Source organism: Mesorhizobium sp. 2RAF21 (assembly GCF_052115345.1).
Lineage (GTDB): Bacteria > Pseudomonadota > Alphaproteobacteria > Rhizobiales > Rhizobiaceae > Mesorhizobium > Mesorhizobium terrae.
In genome coordinates, this window is the sequence record NZ_JBFRGM010000012.1 from 44,401 (window position 1) to 65,251 (window position 20,851).

Here is a 20,851-nt window from a genome sequence, read left to right on the forward strand (position 1 = left end):
TTTCAGGCGAAGACCTTATTGCGCTTTCTGCAGGGCGGTGACGAGTTTCTGGACATGGCCGCCAGGGCTGTGCTCGCGCATGTCGAAGGCGACCTGCCTGGCTTCGTAGTCGGCGGTGGCGGCGGCGGTCCTGCGCTCGGCTTCGCGGCGTGTCTTGATGCATTGCGGATCGTTGGCGAGGTTGAGACCGGAAACGGAGCGCTCGCCGGCCGCGACCATCTGGCGGGCGATGCGGCCGTGGGTTTCCTCATGTGCCCGCACGCCGGCGAAAAAGACCTGCCAGCGCTTGCGCAGCGCCGGCGACATTTTCGAGGTGACGCGCGGATATTGGTAGGTGAGGTCCAGGGTTCCGTCGGCGCGCAGCAAACGGCAGCCGCCAGCTGACGGCTCGGTCTTGTAATCCCAATTGAGGGTGTAGGACGTGCGGGCGATGGCGCGCGTGGTGAAGCCGTGCCGCGGGCCGCTCTGGTCCATGGCGGCGACCAGCGCCTTACCGCTGTCGCCCGCGATATCGTAATTCGTGGTGTGGACGACCACCTTGGCACCGGCCATGGCGAGGCCGGGCAGGCTTCCTGCAATCAAAAGTCCGGCCAGACAGCGAACCGCGGCGTGACGCATCAATGTTCCTCCCAACCCTCCGCCAGACCTTCAATGGTCGTCTTTTTCACGGAAGCTTGATCGAGCCTTGCTACGTCTCTGCGGTCGAATTAAGGCGCTAAGGTGCCCCATAGCGCCTTAGTCCCCAACTACATGTTCTGATAGACCGGCCCCTCGCCACCCTGCGGCGGCACCCAGTTGATGTTCTGGTTCGGGTCCTTGATGTCGCACGTCTTGCAGTGCACGCAGTTCTGGGCGTTGATGACGAAGCGCACATCCTTGGCCGTCGGATCAGCGGCGGCATTGCCTTCCGCGTCGACCCATTCATAGACGCCCGCCGGACAATAACGCGTCGACGGTCCGCCGAAGACGTCGTGCTCCGAACTCACCTGCAAGGCCGGGTTCTTGACCTGGAGATGGACCGGCTGGTCCTCCTCATGGTTGGTGCCCGACAGGAAGACAGACGACAGTCGGTCGAAGGTCAGCACGCCGTCCGGTTTCGGATAGACGATCTTCTGGTGCTTCGATGCCGGCTCGAGCGCGGCGGCGTCGGTCTTGCCGTGCTTCAGCGTGCCGAAGGGCGAGACGCCGAACAGCGTGTTCAGCCACATGTCGAGGCCACCGAGGCCAACGCCGACGATGGTGCCGAAACGCGACCACAACGGCTTGACGTTGCGAACCTTCTTCAAGTCCTTGCCGATGTCGGTGCCGCGCCAGGCTTCTTCATAAGAGGCCAGTTCGTCATTGGCCCTGCCGGTGGCGATGGCTTCCGCGACGTGCTCGGCCGCCAGCATGCCGGACAGGACGGCGTTGTGAGAACCCTTGATGCGCGGCACGTTGACGAGGCCGGCCGCGCAGCCCATCAGCACGCCGCCGGGGAAGGACATCTTCGGCACCGACTGCCAGCCGCCCTCGGTGATGGCGCGCGCGCCATAGCCGATGCGCTTGGCTCCGGCGAAGGTCGGCGCGATCGCCGGATGCGTCTTGAAACGCTGGAATTCCTCGAACGGCGACAGATAAGGGTTCTTGTAGTTCAGGTGCACGACGAAGCCGACCGCAACCTGATTGTCTTCCAGGTGATAGAGGAAGGAGCCGCCGCCGGTCTTCATGTCGAGCGGCCAGCCGAAGGAATGCTGGACGAGGCCGAGCTTGTGGTTCTCCGGCTTGACCTGCCAGAGTTCCTTCAGGCCGATGCCGAACTTGGCGGGCTCGCGGCCTTCGGCGAGGTTGTATTTGGCGATGAGCTGCTTGGCGAGCGAGCCGCGCGCGCCTTCGCCGATCAGCACATATTTGCCCATCAGCGCCATGCCGGGCGCGAAGTTCGGGCCATGCGAACCGTCTTTCTCGACGCCCATGTCGCCGGTGTAGACGCCGGTGACCGCGCCCTCTTCGTTATAGAGCAGCCCGGCGGCGGCGAAGCCCGGATAGATTTCGACGCCGAGCGCCTCGGCCTTGCCGGACAGCCAGCGGCAGACGTTGCCGAGGGAGACGATGTAGTTGCCGTGATTGTTCATCAGCGGCGGCATCAGGATGTTCGGCAGGCGGAAGGAACCGGCCGGTCCCAGAACCAGGAAATGATCAGCCGTCACCTCGGTCTTGAAAGGGTGGTCGCTCTCCTCGCGCCAGCCGGGCAGAAGGCGGTCGATGCCGATCGGGTCGACGACGGCACCGGACAGGATGTGGGCGCCGGCCTCGCCGCCCTTTTCCAGGACGACAACGGAAAGATCGGGGTTGACCTGCTTGAGCCGGATCGCCGCGGCGAGCCCCGCCGGCCCCGCGCCGACGATCACCACGTCGAATTCCATGCTCTCCCGTTCGATCTCGCTCATCAGGTCCCTCCGCACTGGCTTGCCGTTCCGGCATCTTGCTGGCTCATGCGCTCCATAGCGCATCATTCCGCGACGCGAAACCGGCTCGCAACGACAGCACCGTTCCGCCGGCCGGCAAAGCTTCACGTTGGCGCAGAATATTTGACGTTCACGTAAACGTCAAATAGAGCGCAACCCTTGAAAACGGGAGCTTTTCGCGGAACCGGATATCGGTCATAGTCCTGTTCATGCGCAGTCGTGGGCCAGCCGGCTTAACATTATCGCGCCTATCCCCTGCCCCAGGCCGACTATGGCCGGCGGCCATCCTCGGTTTTCTCCTGACGATCTCGACTGGCGCGGCGCAGGACAAGCAAAAGGTCTGGGACAGCGGCCCCTATTCCTTCTCCGACGAGCTGGGCGGTTTCCGCATCACCGGCGTTTCCGGCAAGGGCACGCGGCAGGACCCGATCGTCATCCAGGAAGAGCTGAGGTCGGCGACGCCGATTACCCTGACCATCAGGGCGATCCGCCCGGTCATCCCGTTCGATCCGTCCGGAGACTATGTCAGCGGCATCCTCTACATGCGTGTCGTCACGATGAACAACAGCGGCCATCCCTGGCAGGAATTCCAGTTCGAGCTGCAGAAGATACTGGGCGAGCCGAGCACATTCAGCGATGGCCTCTCCTTCGACCAGCGCGACCCCGAGCCGGAGCATGTCTCGTCGTCCAACTTCGCCAAATTCGAGCGGCTGCTGGAGCCCTATGACCGCCTGCTGTTCTCGCAGGGCAAGATCGACCCGAAAAAGTCCGGCGAGTTCGAATTCCTGATCACCGATTATACGCCGCGCTGGGCCTTCTACATCGTGCAGGACCCGCGCATTCCCTCGACCTGAACGATTGTTTCCACCCTGCGAGACCCTGGCGGCGGCCGGCCCGAAGGGTGGCCGCAGGGCCTTGTCAGCATAGTGCGAGGCCGACGCGGCGCGCCGCTTTCCGAAAAGCCCGCAATCAGTCATACTTGCGTCATGCGCAGCACCGGCCAGAGGTGGTTTCCAGCTTGGTGCCTTCCCACCGCCCGGCGCCTTGCGAGCCTGGCGATCCTTCCCGGTTTCCTTGCAGTATCAGCACCTCACAGCCATGCCGGCGAACACAAGGCGTGGCCGTGCGGCCCCTACGCCGTCTCGGACGAACTCGGCGGTTTCCGCATCTCGGGCGCTTCCGGCAAGGGCACGCGCACCGATCCCATCGTGATCGACGAGGAGCTGGATTCGCCCGAGCCCGTGACGCTGACCATCCGCACCACCCGCCCGATCGTGCCCTTCGATCCTTCCGGCGACTATGCCTCGGGGCAGCTCTATCTGCGCATCAACGCGCTCAACAACAGCGGCGAACCGTGGGTGGAGTTCGAATTCGAACTGCAGTCGGTTCTCGGCCAGCCGAGCGACGACACCGACGGTCTTTCCTTCGACCAGCGCAACGTGACCCCCGACAACATCCACTCCAGCACTTATGCCCAATACCACCGGGAGCTGCGCCCCTATGACCGGCTTCTGTTCAAGAAGGGCCAGGTCGACCCCAAGCATGTCGCGGAATTCGAATATCTGGTGACCGACTACACGCCACGCCTGGCGATCTACATCCTGCAGGAACCGCGCGTGCCGGTGATGTGAACAGCGGCCTCTTCGCGCGGGCTCCGCTCTTGCAAATCGCGGCCGGCCGGCAGATGGTGCCGGCATGACTGCCCCCAATCTCGACCATGGCGCGGACCTTTACGGGCTGCTCGCCTTCTATGCCGAAGCCGGCGTGGATGAAGCGCTGAGCGACGAGCCGATCGACCGCTTCGCCGAAGCGCGGCAGGCCGTCAACGCTGCGCCGATTGCAGCGGCGCAAGCCAGTGAAGCGACGGCTCCGACGCGCGCGGCCCCGGCGCCAGCCGCACGGTCGGCGCCCCCGCCCATGCCGGCGCAACCCTCAGCGAGCGTGCCGGATGAGGCGCAGGCGGCCCTGGCGCGCCAGCTTGCTGCCCAGGCCTCGACGCTGGACGAACTGCGACAGGCCATGGCCGGCTTCGACGGCTGCAACCTTAAATTCACCGCCAAGAACCTGGTCTTCGCCGATGGGAACCCCAATGCGGCGCTGATGCTGGTGGGCGAAGCGCCTGGCCGCGACGAGGATTTGGAAGGCCTGCCCTTCGTCGGCCGTTCCGGCCAGCTGCTCGACCGCATGCTGAAGGCCATCGGCCTCGACCGCAGCTCGGCCTATATCGCCAATGTCATCCCTTGGCGTCCGCCGGGCAACCGCACGCCGACGCCGCACGAGACCGAAATCTGCCGTCCGTTCATCGAGCGCCAGATCGAGCTGGTCAATCCGAAGGTGCTGATCAATCTGGGCGGGCCTTCGGCGAAAACCCTGCTCAACACCACCGAGGGGATTCTGAGGCTGCGCGGCAACTGGCGCGTCCATATGACGGCCAGCGGCACCGCCATTCCCGCGATGCCGACGCTGCACCCGGCCTATCTGCTGCGCACGCCCGCCCACAAGCGCCTGGCCTGGCGCGATTTCGTCGAAGCCAAGATCAAGCTGCGCTCCCTCGCCTGACGACAAAAACCAAGCGCCGCGACCCGTATCCGGTTCTCGGCGCATGATTTGTTCGGCACTTTGGCCAGTTCATTCTCAGGCAGGCTGACGGCGCAGCCCGACATATTGCAGCTCGGCGAACAGCGCGACCGCCACGGCCTGGGCGCTGACGAAGGCGATGCCGAGCAGGTTCGGCGAGATGGCGCCCGAGACGAGCAAGCCGAAGCTGGCGACGACCCAGAGCACGTTGATGGCGATGATCTCGACCAGCATGGCCCGCGACACCGTCTGACGGCGCGACACGGCGAAGACCATCGCCACGAAAGGCACCAGGGCAACGCCCGCCCAAAACAGCAGGCCGGAAGGAATGCCGAGCAGCGGGCCGAGCAACGACGCGCCGGCAAGCGCCAGGACGGCAGTGGCGCCCGTGGCGACGGCATCAAGCAGCAGCACGTTGCGGAGGAACGGGGTGACAGTGATCGGCATTGGCTTTCTCCTGTTGGTGATGCGGCGGACCGTTCCGGCATCTGATGACCGGACAATGCCAAGGCCGTTCATGCCTGGCGATTACGCGCCAGGTAATGGAAATAACTTTCTTCCGATCATAGATTTGCAGCCATCCGAGGAGCTTCAACGCGCTGCTGGCCTGCATTGCCCGCCGTCCGCGCGACAAGAAAGAAAAGACCACGATGACCACGCCCGAAACCTCAGCCGGCAGCCTGATCCGCGAATGGCGCACCCGCCGCCGCATGAGCCAGCTCGACCTCGCCATGGAGGCGGAAATCTCGCAGCGGCACCTCTCCTTCGTAGAAAGCGGCCGCGCCATGCCCTCTCGCGACATGGTGCTGCGGCTGAGCGAGCAGCTGGCGGTGCCGCTCAGACAGCGCAACCAGATCCTGTTGGCTGCCGGGTTCGCTCCGTCCTTCTCGGAGCGCAAGCTTTCCGATCCCGACCTGGCACCGGCCATGGACGCGGTGAAGCTGGTGCTGAAGGGGCATGAACCGTTCCCGGCGCTCGCAGTCGACCGCCACTGGAACCTGATTTCCGCGAACGCGGCACTGGCGCCGCTGCTTGCCGGCGTCACCGATCCTGCCCTGCTCGAGGCGCCGGTGAACGTGTTGCGGCTCAGCCTGCACCCCAAGGGCGTCGCGCCCAACATCGTCAACCTCGCGGAATGGCGCGCGCATCTGCTTGAACGGCTGAAGCAGCAGGTTGCGGCTTCGGCCGACCCTGTTTTGGAGAAACTAGAGGAGGAGCTGCGCTCCTATCCCGTCCTGTCCGCCACGCGGGCACCGAAACCGGAGGCCAACGCCTTCGTGCACCCGCTGCGGCTGAAGCTGGACGGCACCGTGCTGTCCTTCATCAGCACCACCACGGTGTTCGGCACACCGCTCGACGTGACGCTGTCGGAACTCGCCATCGAGACCTTTTTCCCGGCCGACGAAGAGACGCGCCACGCGCTGGCCTGCCTTGCGCTCGAACGCACAAAGGCAGTCGGCAAGGCCTGATCAGCCGGGCGGTTGCGACGCCTTGCGCGAGGCGGCGCGTTCGAGGCCGAGCTGCCGCTCACGCAGGATGATGAACAGGCCAGCGGCGACCACGATGGCGCCGCCCACCAGCATGTGCAGGGTGGGCACGTCGCCGAACGCGAAATAGCCGACGACGATCGACAAGAGCATGGACGTGTATTCGAACGGCGCCACCACCGACGCCTCGGCGTGGCGATAGGCCGAGGTCATCAATATCTGCCCGAGCCCGCCGCAGAAGCCGGCAAGGATGAGCAGCAACACTTGACGGGTGGCTAGCGCCTGCCAGCCGAACGGCACCGTCAGCAATGCTACCACGCTGGCGGTCAGCGAAAACCACAGGACGATGGTGGCGGTGCGCTCGCTGTGAACGAGGCTGCGTACCAGAAGCATGGCGACCGCCGAAATCGCGGCGGCGATGAAGGCGGCGATGACGCCGAGGACTTCCTGGTCGCCAAGTGCGGCGCCCGAGCGCAGCAGCGTCAGGGTCGGCCAGGAGATGATGAGCACGCCAACCAGCCCGACCGCCACCGCGCCCCAGCGGTAGATGCGGATGGTTTCGCCAAGGAAGATCGCGCTGAACACCACGACCAGCAGCGGCTGGGCATAGTTCAGCGTGATCGCCTCGGGCAGTGGCAGCCGGGTCAGCGCGAAGAAGCCGAAACCCATGGCGCTGACGCCGACCACGCCGCGCGCGATGTGGTTGAGCGGCCGTTTCGTGGAGAAGGCGGTGCGCAGCTCGTGCCGGAAACCGAGGAAGATCAGGATCGGAAAAATAGCGAAGAAGGAGCGGAAGAAGACGATCTGGCCGGCCGGCAGTTCACCGGCGGCCTTGATCAGCGACGACATCGCTACGAAGACGGCGACTGAACAGATTTTGAATGTGATGCCGACCAGCGTGCGCTGCTGGCCGGACGATGCGTCCGATGTCACTGCATGCCAGCGTCCTGGATCGCTCCCCAGATGCGCGACGGAGTTGCCGGCATGTCGATGTGCCTGATGCCGTAGGCGCGGTAGAGCGCGTCGGTGACGGCATTGAGCGTCGCCGGCGTAGCGCCGATGGTGCCGGCCTCGCCTGCCCCCTTGATGCCGAGCGCATTGGTGGTCGACGGCACGTTGCGGGTCTCGAAATGGAAGGACGGCACGGTGTCGGCGCGCGGCATGGCGTAATCCATGAAACTGGCGGTCAGCAATTGCCCGTCCTCGCTGTAGACCGTGTCTTCGGTGAGCGCCTGGCCGATGCCCTGCACGACGCCGCCATGCACCTGCCCGGCCAGAAGCAGCGGGTTCACCGTTACGCCGAAATCGTCGACGATGGTGTAACGCGTAATCGCGGTGGCGCCGGTGTCGGGATCGATCTCGACCTCGCAGATATGCGTGCCGTTGGGATAGGTGCATTCGTCCTGCAGGAATTCGCCGAAGCCGCGCAGATCGTCCGGTCGCTTGGCCGCCTTGGCAATCGCCGCGAAATCCATCGACCGGTCGGTGCCGACGATGCGAGCCATGCCGCCCTCGAGCTCGATGTCGGCGGCGGCCGCCTCCATCTCGTCGGCGGCAATGCGCCTGATCTTCTCGGCGAGGTCTTCGCCGGCACGCGCGGTGGAAACACCGCCGAGCGGGATCGAGCGCGAACCGCCGGTGCCGCCGCCGGCCTTCAATTCGTCGGTGTCGCCCTGTCGAACGTGGATCCTGTCGATCGGCAGGTTGAGCTTGTCGGCCAGGAACTGCGCATAGGCCGTGGCGTGGCCCTGGCCGTTGGACTGCGTGCCGATCTTCAACGTCACCGTGCCGTCGCCATTCAGCTCGACATGGGCCGGCTCGGAACCGGGGAAGGCGCAGGCCTCGACATAGGTGGCCATGCCGATGCCGCGTATCCTGCCGCGCCGTTTTGCGTCCTCCAGCCGTTCTGAAAATTGAGTCCACGCAGCCCGTTGCATGGCCTGGCTCATGTGGCCCTCGAATTCACCAGTGTCGTAGAGCCTGCCTGTCTGGGTGCGATAGGGCATCTGCTGTGGGCGGATGAAGTTGCGGCGGCGGATCTCCTCGACCGGCAGGCCGAGGTCGTGCGCGCAGGCGTCGACCAGCTTCTCGATCAGCAATGCCGCCTCGGGCCGGCCGGCGCCGCGATAGGCGTCGACGGGCGTGGTGTTGGTGTAGACGGCGGTCACCGAAACATCGAGCGCCTGGATGTCATAGACGCCGGTCGACATCGAAACGCCGACGACGGGAATGTAGGGACCGTATTGCGAAACATAGGCGCCGAGATTGGCGGTGAGGCCGATGCGCAAGCCGAGGAAACGCCCCTCGCCGTCCATCGCCATTTCCGCGGTGGCGAGGTTATCGCGGCCATGCGCGTCGGTCAGGAAATGTTCGGTGCGGTCGCCTGTCCATTTGACCGGCGTGCCAAGCCGCTTGGCCGCCTCCAGCACAAGCACGTGTTCGCGGTACGCGAAAGCCTTCGGACCGAAGCCGCCGCCGACATCGGGGGTGATGACGCGCAGCTTGTCGCGACCGATGCCGAAGACGCCGGCCACCACATATTGCATCGAATGCACGCCCTGCGAGCCGGTGGTCAGAACGAAGCGATCCTCATCGGCATTCCATTCGCCGATGGCGGCCCGCGCCTCCATATAGTTGCAGATCAGCCGGTTGTTGACGAAGTCGATGCGGGTGACCCGCTTGGCGCGGGCGAAAGCGGCGTCGGTCTTGGCCTTGTCACCGATATGATAGGCGTAGGCGCGGTTCGAGCCGAGTTCGGGCCAAACCAGCGGTGTTCCGGCATCGAGCGCCGTCGCGGTGGCGCCGGCGGCGTCCAGGCTGTCGTAATCGACCTCGATCAGTTCGGCAGCGTCCTGCGCCAGCGCCCGGCTATCGGCGACGACGAAAGCCACGGCATCGCCGACATAGTTGACCTGATCATGGCACAGGATCGGGATGTCGCGCGTCGGCGCGCGCGTGCCGTCCGGCTGCGGCTGCATCACCGTGGAACGCAAAGCCCGCAGATGACCGAGATCGGCGCCGGTCAGCACCAGATGCACGCCGGGCGCAGCCTTAGCGGCCTCGGTCGAGCCGATGGAAAAGCGCGCCTTGGCCGCCGGCGAGCGCAACACGTAGCCGTGCAGGACACCGTCTGGGCGAATATCGTCGGTATAGCGACCGCGGCCCGTGATGAAGCTGACGTCTTCGACGCGGCGGACCGCGGCGCCCATCCCGAATTTCGGAGTGACGGCCGTCATGGGAACCTCGCAGCGGATGGCGAAAGGATGGATCAGGTTGAGATAGACCTACCGCCAGTTTTGTCGAGGGGTGGTTTCGTGTAAAGAGCCGCAACCTCAATAATCTTGAACCAGCGTCTGCTGGTCTCGCCAGCCTTTCAGGAAAGCCACGGATGCGCACAGACACCGGCCAGGTCTTCAAGCTCGAAGACTACCGTCCAAGCGACTATCTCATCCCCGCCATCGACATGGCTTTCGCACTTGCACCGGACGCAACCAGGGTTGTGGCGACATTGACGGTGGAACGCCGGCAAGGCGTGGCCGCGGGCACGCCGCTGCTGCTCGACGGCGACGAGCTGAAGCTGGTCCGCGTCGAGATCGATGGCAAGCCGCTGAAAGAGGCCGCCTATGCGGTAACGCCCGACCAGCTGACGATCCTTGCTCCGCCAGCCGCACGCTTCAGCCTGACCATCGAGACCGAGGTGAACCCGTCGGCCAATAGCGCCCTGATGGGGCTCTACCGTTCGAACGGCGTCTATTGCACGCAATGCGAGGCCGAGGGTTTCCGGCGCATCACCTATTTCCTCGATCGGCCCGACATCCTGTCGGTCTACACGGTGCGCATCGAGGCGCCCAAGGCCGAGGCACCGCTGCTGTTGTCCAACGGCAACCCGGTCCGCCATGGCGAACTTGCCGGCGGCCGCCACTTCGCCGAATGGCACGACCCCTTCCCCAAGCCCTCCTACCTGTTCGCGCTGGTGGCTGGCGATCTCGGCAGGCTGGCAGACGAATTCACCACCATGTCCGGCCGCAAGGTCGAACTCGGCATCTATGTCGAGCACGGCAAGGAAGCGCTGGCCAGCTATGCGATGGACGCCCTCAAGCGCTCGATGACATGGGACGAGGAAAAGTTCGGCCGCGAATACGACCTCGACGTCTTCAACATCGTCGCCGTCTCCGACTTCAACATGGGCGCGATGGAGAACAAGGGCCTCAACATCTTCAACGACAAATATGTTCTGGCCGACCAACAGACCGCGACCGACGCCGATTTCGCCAATATCGAGGCGATCATCGCGCATGAATATTTCCACAATTGGACAGGCAACAGAATCACTTGCCGCGACTGGTTCCAGCTCTGCCTGAAGGAAGGGCTGACCGTTTATCGCGACCATGAATTCTCGGCCGACCAGCGTTCGCGCCCGGTCAAGCGTATCGCCGAAGTGCGCACGCTGCGCGCGCACCAGTTCCCGGAGGATCAGGGGCCGCTGGCGCATCCGGTGAGGCCGCGCCGCTACCGCGAGATCAACAACTTCTACACGGCGACCGTCTACGAGAAGGGCTCGGAAGTGGTGCGCATGATCCGCACCATCCTGGGCGCCGAGATGTTCCGCGCCGGCATGGACCTCTATTTCGAGCGCCATGACGGCGACGCCGCCACCATCGACGACTTCCTGAAAGTGTTCGAGGACGTTTCCGGCCAGGACCTGTCGCAATTCGCGCTCTGGTATCACCAGGCCGGCACGCCGCATGTGACGGTGAGTTCTGCCTACAACGCAAGCACCCACGAGTTCACGCTGGAGATCGAACAGTCGTCGCCGCCGACGCCGTCGGAGAGCCGCAAGCGGCTGATGCACATTCCGCTGGCCTTCGGGCTTGTTGGCCCCGATGGTGAAGACCTCGCTTTTGGCGAGGTGAGCGGCGCCACGGTGGAAGACGGCGTCCTTCACCTGCACAAGCGCCGGCAGACAGTGGTTTTCAAAGGCCTCAGCGAACGGCCGGTGCTGTCGCTGAACCGAGGCTTTTCCGCGCCGATCACGCTGTCGCTGGAGCAGAAGCCCGAGGACCGGATCTTCCTCGCCGGCAATGACGGCGACGCCTTCTCGCGCTGGCAGGCCTTCAACACGCTGCTCACCGACGCGCTGATTGCCGGCTTCCGCCGCATGCTCGGCAACAGGCAGCCGGAGTTCGCCGCCTCGCTCGGCGAGCTTGCCGGCCGCATCGCCGCAAATGCGTCGCTGGAGCCGGCCTTCCGCGCCCTGGCGCTGACGCTTCCCGCCGAAGCCGACATCGCCCGCGAGATCGGCAAGGGCATCGACCCGGACGCGATCTTCGCCGCACGGGAAGCGCTGGCCCGGTCGATCGCGACGGTCAATGAAGAGGGTTTCAGGCAGCTCTACGCTGAATTGAACAGCGATGGTCCGTTCCGGCCCGACGCCGACGGCGCCGGACGGCGCGCCCTGCGCAACGTGCTGCTCGACTATCTGGCGCTGCTGCCAGGCGGCGCCGAATTCGCCGCCCTGCACTTCGCCAGCGCCACCAACATGACCGATCGCGCCGCCGGCCTGACCGCGCTGGCGCATCGCCATGCCGGCACGCCGCAGGCCGTGGATGCACTGGCGCGGTTCGAAAACGAATATTCCAGCGACGCGCTGGTGATGGACAAATGGTTCCTGATCCAGGCCAGCGCGCCGGGACCCGCCGCGTTGGACACCGTGCGTGGGCTGACCGCGCATCCCGCCTTCTCGATCGGCAACCCGAACCGCGTCCGTTCGCTCATCGGCACCTTCGCCGGCGCCAACCAGACCGGCTTCCACCGCGCCGACGGCGAGGGTTACCGCTTCTTTGCCGAGACGGTGCTGGAGGTGGAGAAGCGCAATCCACAGGTCGCGGCGCGGCTCGCCACCGCGATGCGCTCCTGGCGGTCGCTGGAACCGGTGCGCCAGGGCAAGGCGCGCGAGGCGCTGGTGTCGATCCTCAAGGTGGAAAAGCTCTCGGCCGATCTGAAGGACATCATCGAGCGCACGCTGGCCTGAACCGGCCCAAGTGGAAGCTTTGGCCGGCGATACAGAAAACGCCGGTCAAATTTATTAAATCTTTAATATTTTCTCCCCGCCCACTGGACAAGGCGAATCACCTTTGATTCTTTAGTGACGATTCGGAAGTGCGGTGTAACCGGGTCATCATCGGGGTTTTTGGGGAGAGCCAGTCAATGGCCAAGGCGGACGCGTTGCGCGCGCCCGGACGGACAGCTTTTGAGCGGCGCGGGCAATCGCGACGCGGTGGCGCCTTCGCAGGCAATGCCCGGCTCATCTCTGCTCCGACCTACGGCCAGTTGCTCGCCGCCGAGCCGGTTCTGCGCCGGCTGATCCCCTCGCTCATCATCCTGTTTCTCATTGCCATCGCCGGCCTGCGCTGCCTGTCGCTGATGAACTGGCACGACGAGATCGACCGCAACGCCAAGGCGATCCTGACACTCGCAGCCGGCGAACTGGCGAAGTCCGGTCCGGCTAGCGGCGCCAGCGACCCGCAGGACCTGATCGAAGAGGCCGTGCGCCAGGGCTCGCTCAGCCCCGACCATGTGCTGGCGCTGACCGACCGGAACTTCAAGGTGCTGGCGGTATCGCCCAAATCGACGCGCTGGCAGGGCCGCGCGCTGGATACGGTCGTGTCCGGCGGACAGCCTCTGTTCCTGTTCGGCGAACGCGCCGGCGTGCTCGACGTGCAGATCGGCGAGCAGAACTGGTACGCCGCCGTCGATCTGAGACCCGATGGCAAGGGCGCCGCCGCCGTGCTGGTGCCGCAGGACGCCGTCTTCGTCGAATGGCGCAAGGCCGTCTCGCTCAATGTGACGCTGTTCGTGCTGACCGCCGGCGTGCTGCTCGTCGTGCTCTACGCCTATTTCTGCCAGGTGACGCGCGCTAAGAGCGCCGACCGCATCCTGGCAGAATCGCTGCAGCGCATCGACATGGCGCTGGTCAGGGGCCGTTGCGGCTTGTGGGACTGGGACATGGTGCGCGGCAAGATGTACTGGTCGCGCTCGATGTACGACATGCTGGGCTACGAGCCCTGCGAGACGATGCTGTCCTTCGGCGAGGTCGACGAGATCATCCATCCCGAGGACGGCAATCTGTTCGAACTGGCCGAACGCATCGTCGCCCGCGAAATCGACCAGATCGACCAGGTCTTCCGCATGCGCCATGCCAATGGCCAATGGGTGTGGATGCGCGCCAGGGCGCAGGTGATGGACCCGGACGCGCCCGAAATCCAGCTCATCGGCATTGCCGTCGACGTCACCGAGCAGCGCCATCTGGCACTGCGCTCGGAGGCCGCGGACCTGCGCCTGCGCACCGCGATCGAGAACATCAACGAATCCTTCGTGCTGTGGGATGCGGCCGAGCGGCTGGTGATGTGCAATTCCAAGTTCCAGTACGACAACGGCCTGTCGGACCGCAGCGTCATGCCCGGCACCGAGCGCACCGAGATCGAGGAACGCATGCTGGCCTTCGCCTCGGAGCGGCGGCTGGCCAACACCAACGGTCCGAATGGCGGCGTGAGCATCGAGCGGCAGCTTGGCGACGGCCGCTGGCTGCAGGTGAACGAATTGAAGACCCGCGACGGCGGCACCGTCTCGGTCGGCTCGGACATCACCCAGATCAAGCAGCATCAGGACAAGCTGATGGACAGCGAGCGCCGGTTGATGGCGACGATCCACGACCTCAGTCTCGCCCGCCGCGCCGAAGAAGAGCGCGCCCGCGAACTGGTGGAGCTGAACCGCAAATACATCCGCGAGAAGGACCGCGCCGAGGCCGCGAACCAGGCCAAGTCGGAGTTCCTGGCCAACATGTCGCATGAGCTGCGCACGCCGCTCAACGCTATCATCGGCTTCTCGGAGCTGATGGAACAGGGGCTGTTCGGGCCGCTCGGCTCGTCGCGCTACGACGAATATGCCACCGACATCAATTCGTCCGGCAAATATCTGCTCGGCGTCATCAACGACATTCTCGACATGTCGAAGATCGAGGCCGGCCAGTTCTCGATCGACCGCGAGGAGATCGATCTCAACCCGCTGATCAGCGAAACGGTGCGGGTGGTGTCGCTGCAGGCCGCGCAGAAGTCGATCACCGTGGAAACGCGCATCGCCGACAGCCTGACGCTGGTGGCCGACCGCCGCGCCATCAAGCAGATCGTCATCAATCTCCTGTCCAACGCCGTCAAGTTCACCGGCCAGGGCGGGCATATCGTGGTCAGGGCGCGCAATGCGTCGGGCGCGCTGACGCTGACCATCGAGGACAATGGCTGCGGCATTCCGAAGACGGCGCTTGGCAAGCTCGGCCGGCCGTTCGAACAGGTGCAGAACCAGTTTTCCAAGAACCACACCGGTTCCGGTCTCGGGCTCGCCATCTCGCGCTCGCTGGCCGAACTGCATGGCGGCGCGTTGAAGATCCGCTCCACGGAAGGAACCGGCACCATCGTTTCGGTGCGCATCCCGATCCGCAAGGCGCAGCAGCCGGTGAAGGCGGCGGCCTAACTTTCCGCAATGCCCGTCAGGCAATGGCCGGCGACTTCCGTCGCCGGCGTGCTCGCTTCATCGACCGCGCTTACTCCGCGCCTTCGAGGCGGTGGCCGCGGCCACCCTTCGGCAATTCGTTCTTCTCGATCTTGCCGTCGTTGTTCTTGTCGAGCAGCGCGAAGACCTTCTTCTGGCGGGCAGTGACATCTTCCTGGGTCATGACGCCATCACCCTTAGTGTCGTAGCGGGAGATGATGCGCTTGGCCATCTGCTCGAAGCGGGCTTTTTCGAGCGCCGCGGCAAGCTGTTCAACGGTGACCTTGCCGCCATTGTCGGCGAGGATCTTCGTCAGTTGCGGGTTCATCGCCGCCTCGAACTGGTCGAAAGTGATGCCGCCGTCGTTATCCTTCAACGCCTTCTGCAGACGCATGCGGACACCGTCGCGCATGCCGTCGCCCTTTTCCTGCGCATAAGCGGCCGTGCCAACCACACCGGCCAGGGCCACGAACGCAAATGCCAGTTTTGTCGATTTTCTCATCGGTATCTCCTGTTGCATCGTTACCCCCGATGCTTCGGGAAGGGGCGCGAGGTGTCAGTGCCTCATGACCGCTTCCCACGCAGCAAAAGGTCGAAATCCTTCCGCACCTTTTGCGACGTCTCCTTGAGGTGCGCTTCCAGCACCCCGAAATCCGGCAGATCGGTTGCTGCCAGAAGAAGGTCGGCCAGACCGGGCGGCACATCGTTCTTGTCGAAGGCGCTGGTGAGGCACAACCTGATCATCTGGGTAACCGACAAATAGAGCGAATATGCGTCGCAGAGCTCGCGCGTCGTGGTCGCATCGGCATAGTCGGGCGCCAGCCGCGCCAGCGTCTCGGCGGTGCCCGGCGTGCGTTCGGCACCGGTGAGGCGGCCGGTGATCGTCGCCACCTGCGCGATGAATTCGAGATCGATCAACCCGCCCGGAATGAGCTTGATGTCCCACAGATCGTGCGCCGGCTTCTCCTCTTCGATCAGCTTGCGCATTTCGCCGGCATCGGCACGCACCTTGGCGGCATCCCGCGGCAAAGCCAGGATCGCGGCCACTTCCGCTTCGAGCTCCGCTCCCAGCGAGGCATCGCCGGCGATGGCGCGGGCGCGGGTCAGCGCCATCTGTTCCCAGGTCCAGGCCTCCTGGCGCTGGTATTTGCGGAACGAACCGACATGGGTCGCCACCGGCCCCTTATTGCCGGACGGGCGTAACCTGAGGTCGAGTTCATAGAGCACACCCTCGGCTGTCGGCGCCGAGACGGCGGCGATCAGGCGCTGTGTCATGCGCGCAAAGTAGTGCGACGGCGCCAGCGGCCGCTCGCCATCGGAATCCTCGGCATCCTCGTCGTGATCGTAGAGCAGGATCAGGTCGACATCGGAGCCGGCGGTCAGTTCGCGGCTGCCGAGTTTGCCCATGCCGAGCAAAGCGACGCGCCCGCCGGCGATGCGGCCATGACGTTGCGCGAATTCGGCGCTGACCGCTTCGAGTGCCGCGCCGATGGTGAGGTCGGCGAGGTCGGAGAAGGCGCGGCCGGCGCGCGTGGCGTCGATGGAGCCGGCCAGCAGGCGCACCCCGATCAGGAATTTCTGCTCGGCGGCGAAGATGCGCAACCGGTCGAGCACGTCCTCATAAGCGCGGTCACCATCGATGAAGGCGGCAAGCCGGGCAGACAAATAGGCGCGGTTCGGCAGTTCGGTCAAAAGTGCAGGATCGAGCAGCCCGTCGAACACATGTGGACGGCGCGTGATGATGGCAGCCAGCCGCGGTGCCGCGCCCATGATGGTCGCCATCAGCCGCAGCAGGCCGGGATTGGACTGCAGCAGCGAGAAAAGCTGGATGCCGGCGGGCAGGCCGGAGAGAAACTCGTCGAAGCGCATCAACGCCTCGTCGGCGCGGCGCGTCTTGCCGAAGGCTTCGAGTAGCGCCGGCGTCAGTTCGGTCAACCGCTCACGCGCTTCGGCCGAGCGCGTCACCCTGTAGCGGCCGAAATGCCAGGTGCGGATGACGCGGCAAATGTCGCTCGGGCGCTGGAAGCCCAGGCGATGCAAGGTCTGCAAGGTGTCGGGGTCGTCGACATCGCCGGTGAAGACGAGGTTGCCGACGCCGGCCGAAAGCTCCGGCGCCGCCTCGAACAAAGCGGCGTAATGACCCTCGACCTGTAGCAACGCGGCGCGAAAGGCTGCGGCGAAGGTCTCGGCGTCCTTGTAAGCCAGCATGCGGGCGATGCGCTCCAGCCCCTCGTCGTCCTCCGGCAGCATATGGGTCTGTTCGTCGGCCACCATCTGCACGGCGTGCTCGACCCGGCGCAGGAACCAGTACTGGTTGGCCAGCACGTCGCGCGCCTCGGCGGTGATCCAGTTGCGCCCGGCCAGTTCGCCCAGCATCGGCACGGTCTCGCGACCGCGCAGTTCCGGAAAACGGCCGCCAGCGATCAGCTGCTGGGTCTGCACGAAGAATTCTATCTCGCGGATGCCACCGCGGCCGAGCTTGACGTTGTGGCCCTTCACGGCCACCTCGCCATGGCCCTTATGCGCATGGATCTGGCGTTTGATCGAATGGACATCGGCGATCGCCGCGTAATCCATGTATTTGCGCCAGACATAGGGCTGCAGTTCCTTGAGGAAGGCTTCGCCGGCCGCAATGTCGCCGGCAACCGGCCGCGCCTTGATCATGGCGGCGCGTTCCCAGTTCTGGCCCCTGCCCTCGTAATAATTGAGCGCCGCCTCGACCGGGATGGCCAGCGGCGTCGAGCCCGGATCAGGACGCAGCCTGAGATCGGTGCGGAAGACATAACCGTGTTCGGTACGGTCCTGCAGGATGCGGACAAGGCGGCGGGTGAGCCGCGAAAACAGTTCCGTGGCGTCCAGCGGATCGATCACCGCCGGCGCGAAGGGGTCGAAGAAAACAACCAGATCGATATCGGACGAGAAATTCAACTCGTTGGCGCCGAGCTTGCCCATGCCGAGCAGGACCCAGCCGGATTTCAGCGTCGGGTTCTCGGGATCGACCAGCTTCAGCTTGCCCTGCCCATGCGCGTCGCGCAGCAGGAAATCGACCGCAGCGCGGATCGAGGCATCGGCCAGGCTGGAAAGGCGGCGAACGGTGAGCACCGTTTCAGAGACGCCGGCGAGCTCGGCAAGCGCGATCAGGAAATGCGCCTCCGCCTTGAACTGGCGAAGCTCCATCATCAGGCTCTGTTCCGAAACGCCCTCGGCACGGGGAGCCATAGCAATCGCCTGCCCGATCGCCGCGAGCCGCTCCTCGACGGTTTCATCGAACAGCGCGTCGAGTATCTGCGGCCGCCGCCGGGCGAGATCGCGCAGGAAGGGAGAAAGGTCGAAAACGGCGGCAAGGAAATCCTGCACAGGCCCCTTGGCGGACAGGAACCGGGCGAGACGCGGCAGCTCGTCCTCGGCTGCAGCGGCGGCAACGTCGGCCAGCTCGTCTTGCGCGTGCCGGGCATCCAGCGGCGAAAGCCGCGCCTTCGGCTCCAACCGCCACAATGCCTTGGTCTTTTCCTTGCCCGCCGCGACTGCCATCATTCCGTCTCTCCCCTAGAAACCTTCCCGCGCGGGAAAGCTCATGACGACGCATAGTCCGGGATCGGCGGGTTTAAGATCAAGGGTGCCCTTGTGGAATTTCATGATTGCCTTGGCGAGACTGAGCCCCAGCCCCGAGCCCGGCTGCGAACGGCTCTTCTCAAGACGCACGAAACGCTCGGTGGCCCGCGCCCGGTCGGCGTCGTCCGGTATGCCCTGGCCGTTGTCGGCCACTGACAGCATGATCTTGCCGGCGACGCGTTCGAGCGAAACCTTGACGACCGGCTTGGCGGTCGCGTCGGTCGAATATTTGATGGCGTTGTCAACGATGTTCGATAATGCCTGCCCGACGAGCTCGCGATTGCCGTCGACCAGATAGGGTCCGGTCAGCCCTGCCTCGATCATCACGCCGGCCTCCTCCGCCACGGGCTCGTAGAGCTCGACGACGTCGCGCACGGCGGCGGCGAGATCGACCTGCGTGACGTTCTCGGACGAATAACCCGCCTCCAGCCTGGAGATCATCAGGATGGCGTTGAAGGTTTTGATGAGCTGGTCGGACTCGGTGATCGTGCCCTCCAGCGCCGCCTTGTAGTCGGCGGCGCTGTGTTTGCCGGACAGCACGGCCTCGGCCCGGTTGCGCAGCCTGGTCAGCGGTGTCTTGAGGTCATGGGCGATGTTGTCGGAGACCTGCTTCAGCCCTTCGTTGAGCGTGGCGATGCGGGCCAGCATGGCGTTGAGGTTTTCCGACAAGCGGTCGAACTCGTCGCCGGCACCGGTAACCGGCAGGCGGCCGGTGAGGTCGCCGCCCATGATGCGCCGGCTCGCCTCCGAGACGTTGTCGATGCGTTTTAGTGCGGCATGGCCGACGAAGAACCAGATCGCCAGGCCACCCAGCCCCATCATGCCGAGCGTCAGCATGAGCGCGCGCCGCACGACGGAGCGGAACTGCTCCGGCTCGCCCATGTCGCGGCCGACCAAAAGAATCATCTGGTTGGGCAGGCGCACCACCAGCGCAATGGCGTTGTGCCCCTTGCTCTGCTTGGCCTGGGCAGCAGGATGGCTGCTGTCACCCGCCGCCTGCGACTGCTCACCACCGGTCTCGCCGTAGCGTTCGTAGGAGAACGGCAATTCGGTCCAGCCTTCGCGGGCAATCACGCCGGGTTCGATGCTCTGGACGTTGCCGGTCAGGATCTGTCCGTTCGGATCGGCGATCATGTAGAGATTGGCGCCCGGCGCCCGCGAGCGTCGCTCCACGGTGCGCACCAGGAAAGGCAGGCCGCCGCGCTGATAGGCGCGGGCAAGGCCCAGCGCTTCCTCGTTGATGGTCTCCTGCGTCTGCGAGGTCAGCATGCGCGCCGACAGCGAGGTCATGTAGAAGACCAGAAGCATGGCGCAGAGCGCGAACAGCAACAGATACAGCGCGGAGAGCCGCGCCGCCGTCGTCCTCATGATGGCCGGTAAGGTCAGCGCCATAGGCAGCTAGCCGCTCTTCAGCATGTAGCCGGCGCCGCGGATGGTGTGCAGGATGGGCTTCTCGAAACCCTTTTCGATCTTGCCGCGCAGCCGCGACACATGCACGTCGATGACATTGGTCTGCGGATCAAAATGATAGTCCCAGACATTTTCCAGGAGCATGGTGCGCGTCACCACCTGGCCGGCATGGCGCATCAGATATTCAAGCAGCCGAAACTCGCGCGGCTGCAGCACGATTTCCTTGCCCGCTCGCTTGACGGAATGGGACAGACGGTCGAGCTCGAGATCGCCGGTGCGATAGACCGTCTCGGTCTCCTTCGCGCCGGCGCGGCGGTTCAGCACCTCGACGCGGGCGAGCAGTTCGGAAAAGGCGTAGGGCTTGGTCAGATAGTCGTCGCCGCCGGCGCGCAGACCGGTGACACGATCGTCGACCTCGCCGAGCGCGGAAAGGATGAGGACCGGGGTGGCATTGCCGCGCGAGCGCAAGCCGGCGATCACCGACAGCCCGTCGCGGCGCGGCAACAGGCGATCCACCACCATGACGTCGTATTCGCCGGAATCGGCGAGCGCAAAACCGGTCTCGCCGTCGCCGGCGACATGGGCGGTATGACCCGCCTCGGTGAACGCCTTCTCCAGATAGTCGGCGGCCTCCCGATCATCCTCGATGATGAGAATCTTCATGGGATCGTTATACGCAATTTCGGACGCTCTGGCGGCAGTCATTGCAACATCCCTAAAGTTTTGCGGCAGCGGGCGACGAGGCCCGCTGCCGCCGAGGTCGGACACCGAAGACTG

The 20,851-nt window shown here is 64.9% G+C and carries 15 protein-coding genes; 6 read left to right on the forward strand and 9 right to left on the reverse strand.

Translation table 11 applies throughout. From position 1 onward, the window contains the following. Positions 1 to 15: 15 nt before the first annotated feature. The gene (locus AB4136_RS20155; protein WP_024925469.1) at positions 16 to 618 is read right to left on the reverse strand and encodes a DUF922 domain-containing protein; all 603 of its coding nucleotides are present in this window, start codon (positions 616 to 618) and stop codon (positions 16 to 18) included. A 128-nt stretch (positions 619 to 746) separates the two neighbouring features. Beyond that, on the reverse strand, positions 747 to 2,426 hold the full coding sequence (locus AB4136_RS20160) for an electron transfer flavoprotein-ubiquinone oxidoreductase (RefSeq protein WP_024925470.1): 1,680 nt from the start codon (positions 2,424 to 2,426) through the stop codon (positions 747 to 749). 227 nt (positions 2,427 to 2,653) lie between these two features. Here AB4136_RS20160 and AB4136_RS20165 point away from each other — a divergent pair, with 227 nt between their 5' ends. The 3 genes from AB4136_RS20165 to AB4136_RS20175 all read left to right on the forward strand — a co-directional run bounded on the left by AB4136_RS20165 (position 2,654) and on the right by AB4136_RS20175 (position 5,003). After that, positions 2,654 to 3,298, forward strand: a complete 645-nt coding sequence (locus AB4136_RS20165) for a hypothetical protein (protein ID WP_024925471.1) — start codon at positions 2,654 to 2,656, stop codon at positions 3,296 to 3,298. Positions 3,299 to 3,430: 132 nt separating this feature from the next. Then, positions 3,431 to 4,075 (forward strand): MATH domain-containing protein, encoded by a 645-nt coding sequence (locus tag AB4136_RS20170; RefSeq protein ID WP_024925472.1) that lies wholly within the window; start codon positions 3,431 to 3,433, stop codon positions 4,073 to 4,075. Positions 4,076 to 4,139: 64 nt separating this feature from the next. Beyond that, a complete protein-coding gene (locus AB4136_RS20175) occupies positions 4,140 to 5,003 on the forward strand; it encodes a uracil-DNA glycosylase (protein WP_024925473.1) in 864 nt (287 codons plus the stop codon). 75 nt (positions 5,004 to 5,078) lie between these two features. Here AB4136_RS20175 and AB4136_RS20180 read toward each other — a convergent pair whose 3' ends face one another. Next, on the reverse strand, positions 5,079 to 5,468 hold the full coding sequence (locus tag AB4136_RS20180) for a hypothetical protein (protein ID WP_024925474.1): 390 nt from the start codon (positions 5,466 to 5,468) through the stop codon (positions 5,079 to 5,081). 203 nt (positions 5,469 to 5,671) lie between these two features. Between AB4136_RS20180 and AB4136_RS20185 the strand changes: the two genes are divergently transcribed. Beyond that, on the forward strand, positions 5,672 to 6,490 hold the full coding sequence (locus AB4136_RS20185) for a helix-turn-helix domain-containing protein (RefSeq protein WP_024925475.1): 819 nt from the start codon (positions 5,672 to 5,674) through the stop codon (positions 6,488 to 6,490). On the opposite strand, the gene AB4136_RS20190 is transcribed toward AB4136_RS20185, so the two are convergent. Then, the gene (locus AB4136_RS20190; RefSeq protein ID WP_036254885.1) at positions 6,491 to 7,441 is read right to left on the reverse strand and encodes a DMT family transporter; all 951 of its coding nucleotides are present in this window, start codon (positions 7,439 to 7,441) and stop codon (positions 6,491 to 6,493) included. After that, positions 7,438 to 9,744, reverse strand: coding sequence for a xanthine dehydrogenase family protein molybdopterin-binding subunit (locus AB4136_RS20195; RefSeq protein ID WP_024925477.1), 2,307 nt, complete (start codon positions 9,742 to 9,744; stop codon positions 7,438 to 7,440). Before AB4136_RS20195 ends, AB4136_RS20190 begins: the two co-directional genes overlap by 4 nt. Positions 9,745 to 9,896: 152 nt before the next feature. Between AB4136_RS20195 and pepN the strand changes: the two genes are divergently transcribed. Then, complete coding sequence (gene pepN / locus AB4136_RS20200) at positions 9,897 to 12,539, forward strand: aminopeptidase N (RefSeq protein WP_024925478.1); 2,643 nt, start codon at positions 9,897 to 9,899, stop codon at positions 12,537 to 12,539. A gap of 176 nt (positions 12,540 to 12,715) precedes the next feature. Continuing rightward, entirely contained in the window at positions 12,716 to 15,034 is a 2,319-nt protein-coding gene (locus tag AB4136_RS20205) for a PAS domain-containing sensor histidine kinase (protein ID WP_024925479.1), read from the forward strand. A gap of 70 nt (positions 15,035 to 15,104) precedes the next feature. On the opposite strand, the gene AB4136_RS20210 is transcribed toward AB4136_RS20205, so the two are convergent. The 4 genes from AB4136_RS20210 to AB4136_RS20225 form a co-directional block, all read right to left on the reverse strand. Continuing rightward, on the reverse strand, positions 15,105 to 15,554 hold the full coding sequence (locus AB4136_RS20210; RefSeq protein ID WP_137900962.1) for a hypothetical protein: 450 nt from the start codon (positions 15,552 to 15,554) through the stop codon (positions 15,105 to 15,107). A gap of 62 nt (positions 15,555 to 15,616) precedes the next feature. Further along, positions 15,617 to 18,583, reverse strand: a complete 2,967-nt coding sequence (locus AB4136_RS20215) for a bifunctional [glutamine synthetase] adenylyltransferase/[glutamine synthetase]-adenylyl-L-tyrosine phosphorylase (protein WP_137901063.1) — start codon at positions 18,581 to 18,583, stop codon at positions 15,617 to 15,619. Between the two features lie 15 nt (positions 18,584 to 18,598). Beyond that, positions 18,599 to 20,056, reverse strand: coding sequence for a sensor histidine kinase (locus AB4136_RS20220; RefSeq protein WP_024925482.1), 1,458 nt, complete (start codon positions 20,054 to 20,056; stop codon positions 18,599 to 18,601). Positions 20,057 to 20,062: 6 nt separating this feature from the next. Beyond that, positions 20,063 to 20,737 (reverse strand): response regulator transcription factor, encoded by a 675-nt coding sequence (locus AB4136_RS20225; RefSeq protein ID WP_024925483.1) that lies wholly within the window; start codon positions 20,735 to 20,737, stop codon positions 20,063 to 20,065. Positions 20,738 to 20,851 lie beyond the last annotated feature (114 nt).

Excerpts from the sequence above, each read along its gene's own strand:
- AB4136_RS20155 (WP_024925469.1), bottom strand. The coding sequence starts at position 618 with ATGCGTCACGCCGCGGTTCGCTGTCTGGCCGGACTTTTGATTGCAGGA.
- AB4136_RS20160 (WP_024925470.1), bottom strand. The coding sequence starts at position 2,426 with ATGAGCGAGATCGAACGGGAGAGCATGGAATTCGACGTGGTGATCGTC.
- AB4136_RS20165 (WP_024925471.1), top strand. The coding sequence starts at position 2,654 with ATGCGCAGTCGTGGGCCAGCCGGCTTAACATTATCGCGCCTATCCCCT.
- AB4136_RS20170 (WP_024925472.1), top strand. The coding sequence starts at position 3,431 with ATGCGCAGCACCGGCCAGAGGTGGTTTCCAGCTTGGTGCCTTCCCACC.
- AB4136_RS20175 (WP_024925473.1), top strand. The coding sequence starts at position 4,140 with ATGACTGCCCCCAATCTCGACCATGGCGCGGACCTTTACGGGCTGCTC.
- AB4136_RS20180 (WP_024925474.1), bottom strand. The coding sequence starts at position 5,468 with ATGCCGATCACTGTCACCCCGTTCCTCCGCAACGTGCTGCTGCTTGAT.
- AB4136_RS20185 (WP_024925475.1), top strand. The coding sequence starts at position 5,672 with ATGACCACGCCCGAAACCTCAGCCGGCAGCCTGATCCGCGAATGGCGC.
- AB4136_RS20195 (WP_024925477.1), bottom strand. The coding sequence starts at position 9,744 with ATGACGGCCGTCACTCCGAAATTCGGGATGGGCGCCGCGGTCCGCCGC.
- pepN (WP_024925478.1), top strand. The coding sequence starts at position 9,897 with ATGCGCACAGACACCGGCCAGGTCTTCAAGCTCGAAGACTACCGTCCA.
- AB4136_RS20205 (WP_024925479.1), top strand. The coding sequence starts at position 12,716 with ATGGCCAAGGCGGACGCGTTGCGCGCGCCCGGACGGACAGCTTTTGAG.
- AB4136_RS20210 (WP_137900962.1), bottom strand. The coding sequence starts at position 15,554 with ATGAGAAAATCGACAAAACTGGCATTTGCGTTCGTGGCCCTGGCCGGT.
- AB4136_RS20215 (WP_137901063.1), bottom strand. The coding sequence starts at position 18,583 with ATGGCAGTCGCGGCGGGCAAGGAAAAGACCAAGGCATTGTGGCGGTTG.
- AB4136_RS20220 (WP_024925482.1), bottom strand. The coding sequence starts at position 20,056 with ATGGCGCTGACCTTACCGGCCATCATGAGGACGACGGCGGCGCGGCTC.
- AB4136_RS20225 (WP_024925483.1), bottom strand. The coding sequence starts at position 20,737 with ATGAAGATTCTCATCATCGAGGATGATCGGGAGGCCGCCGACTATCTG.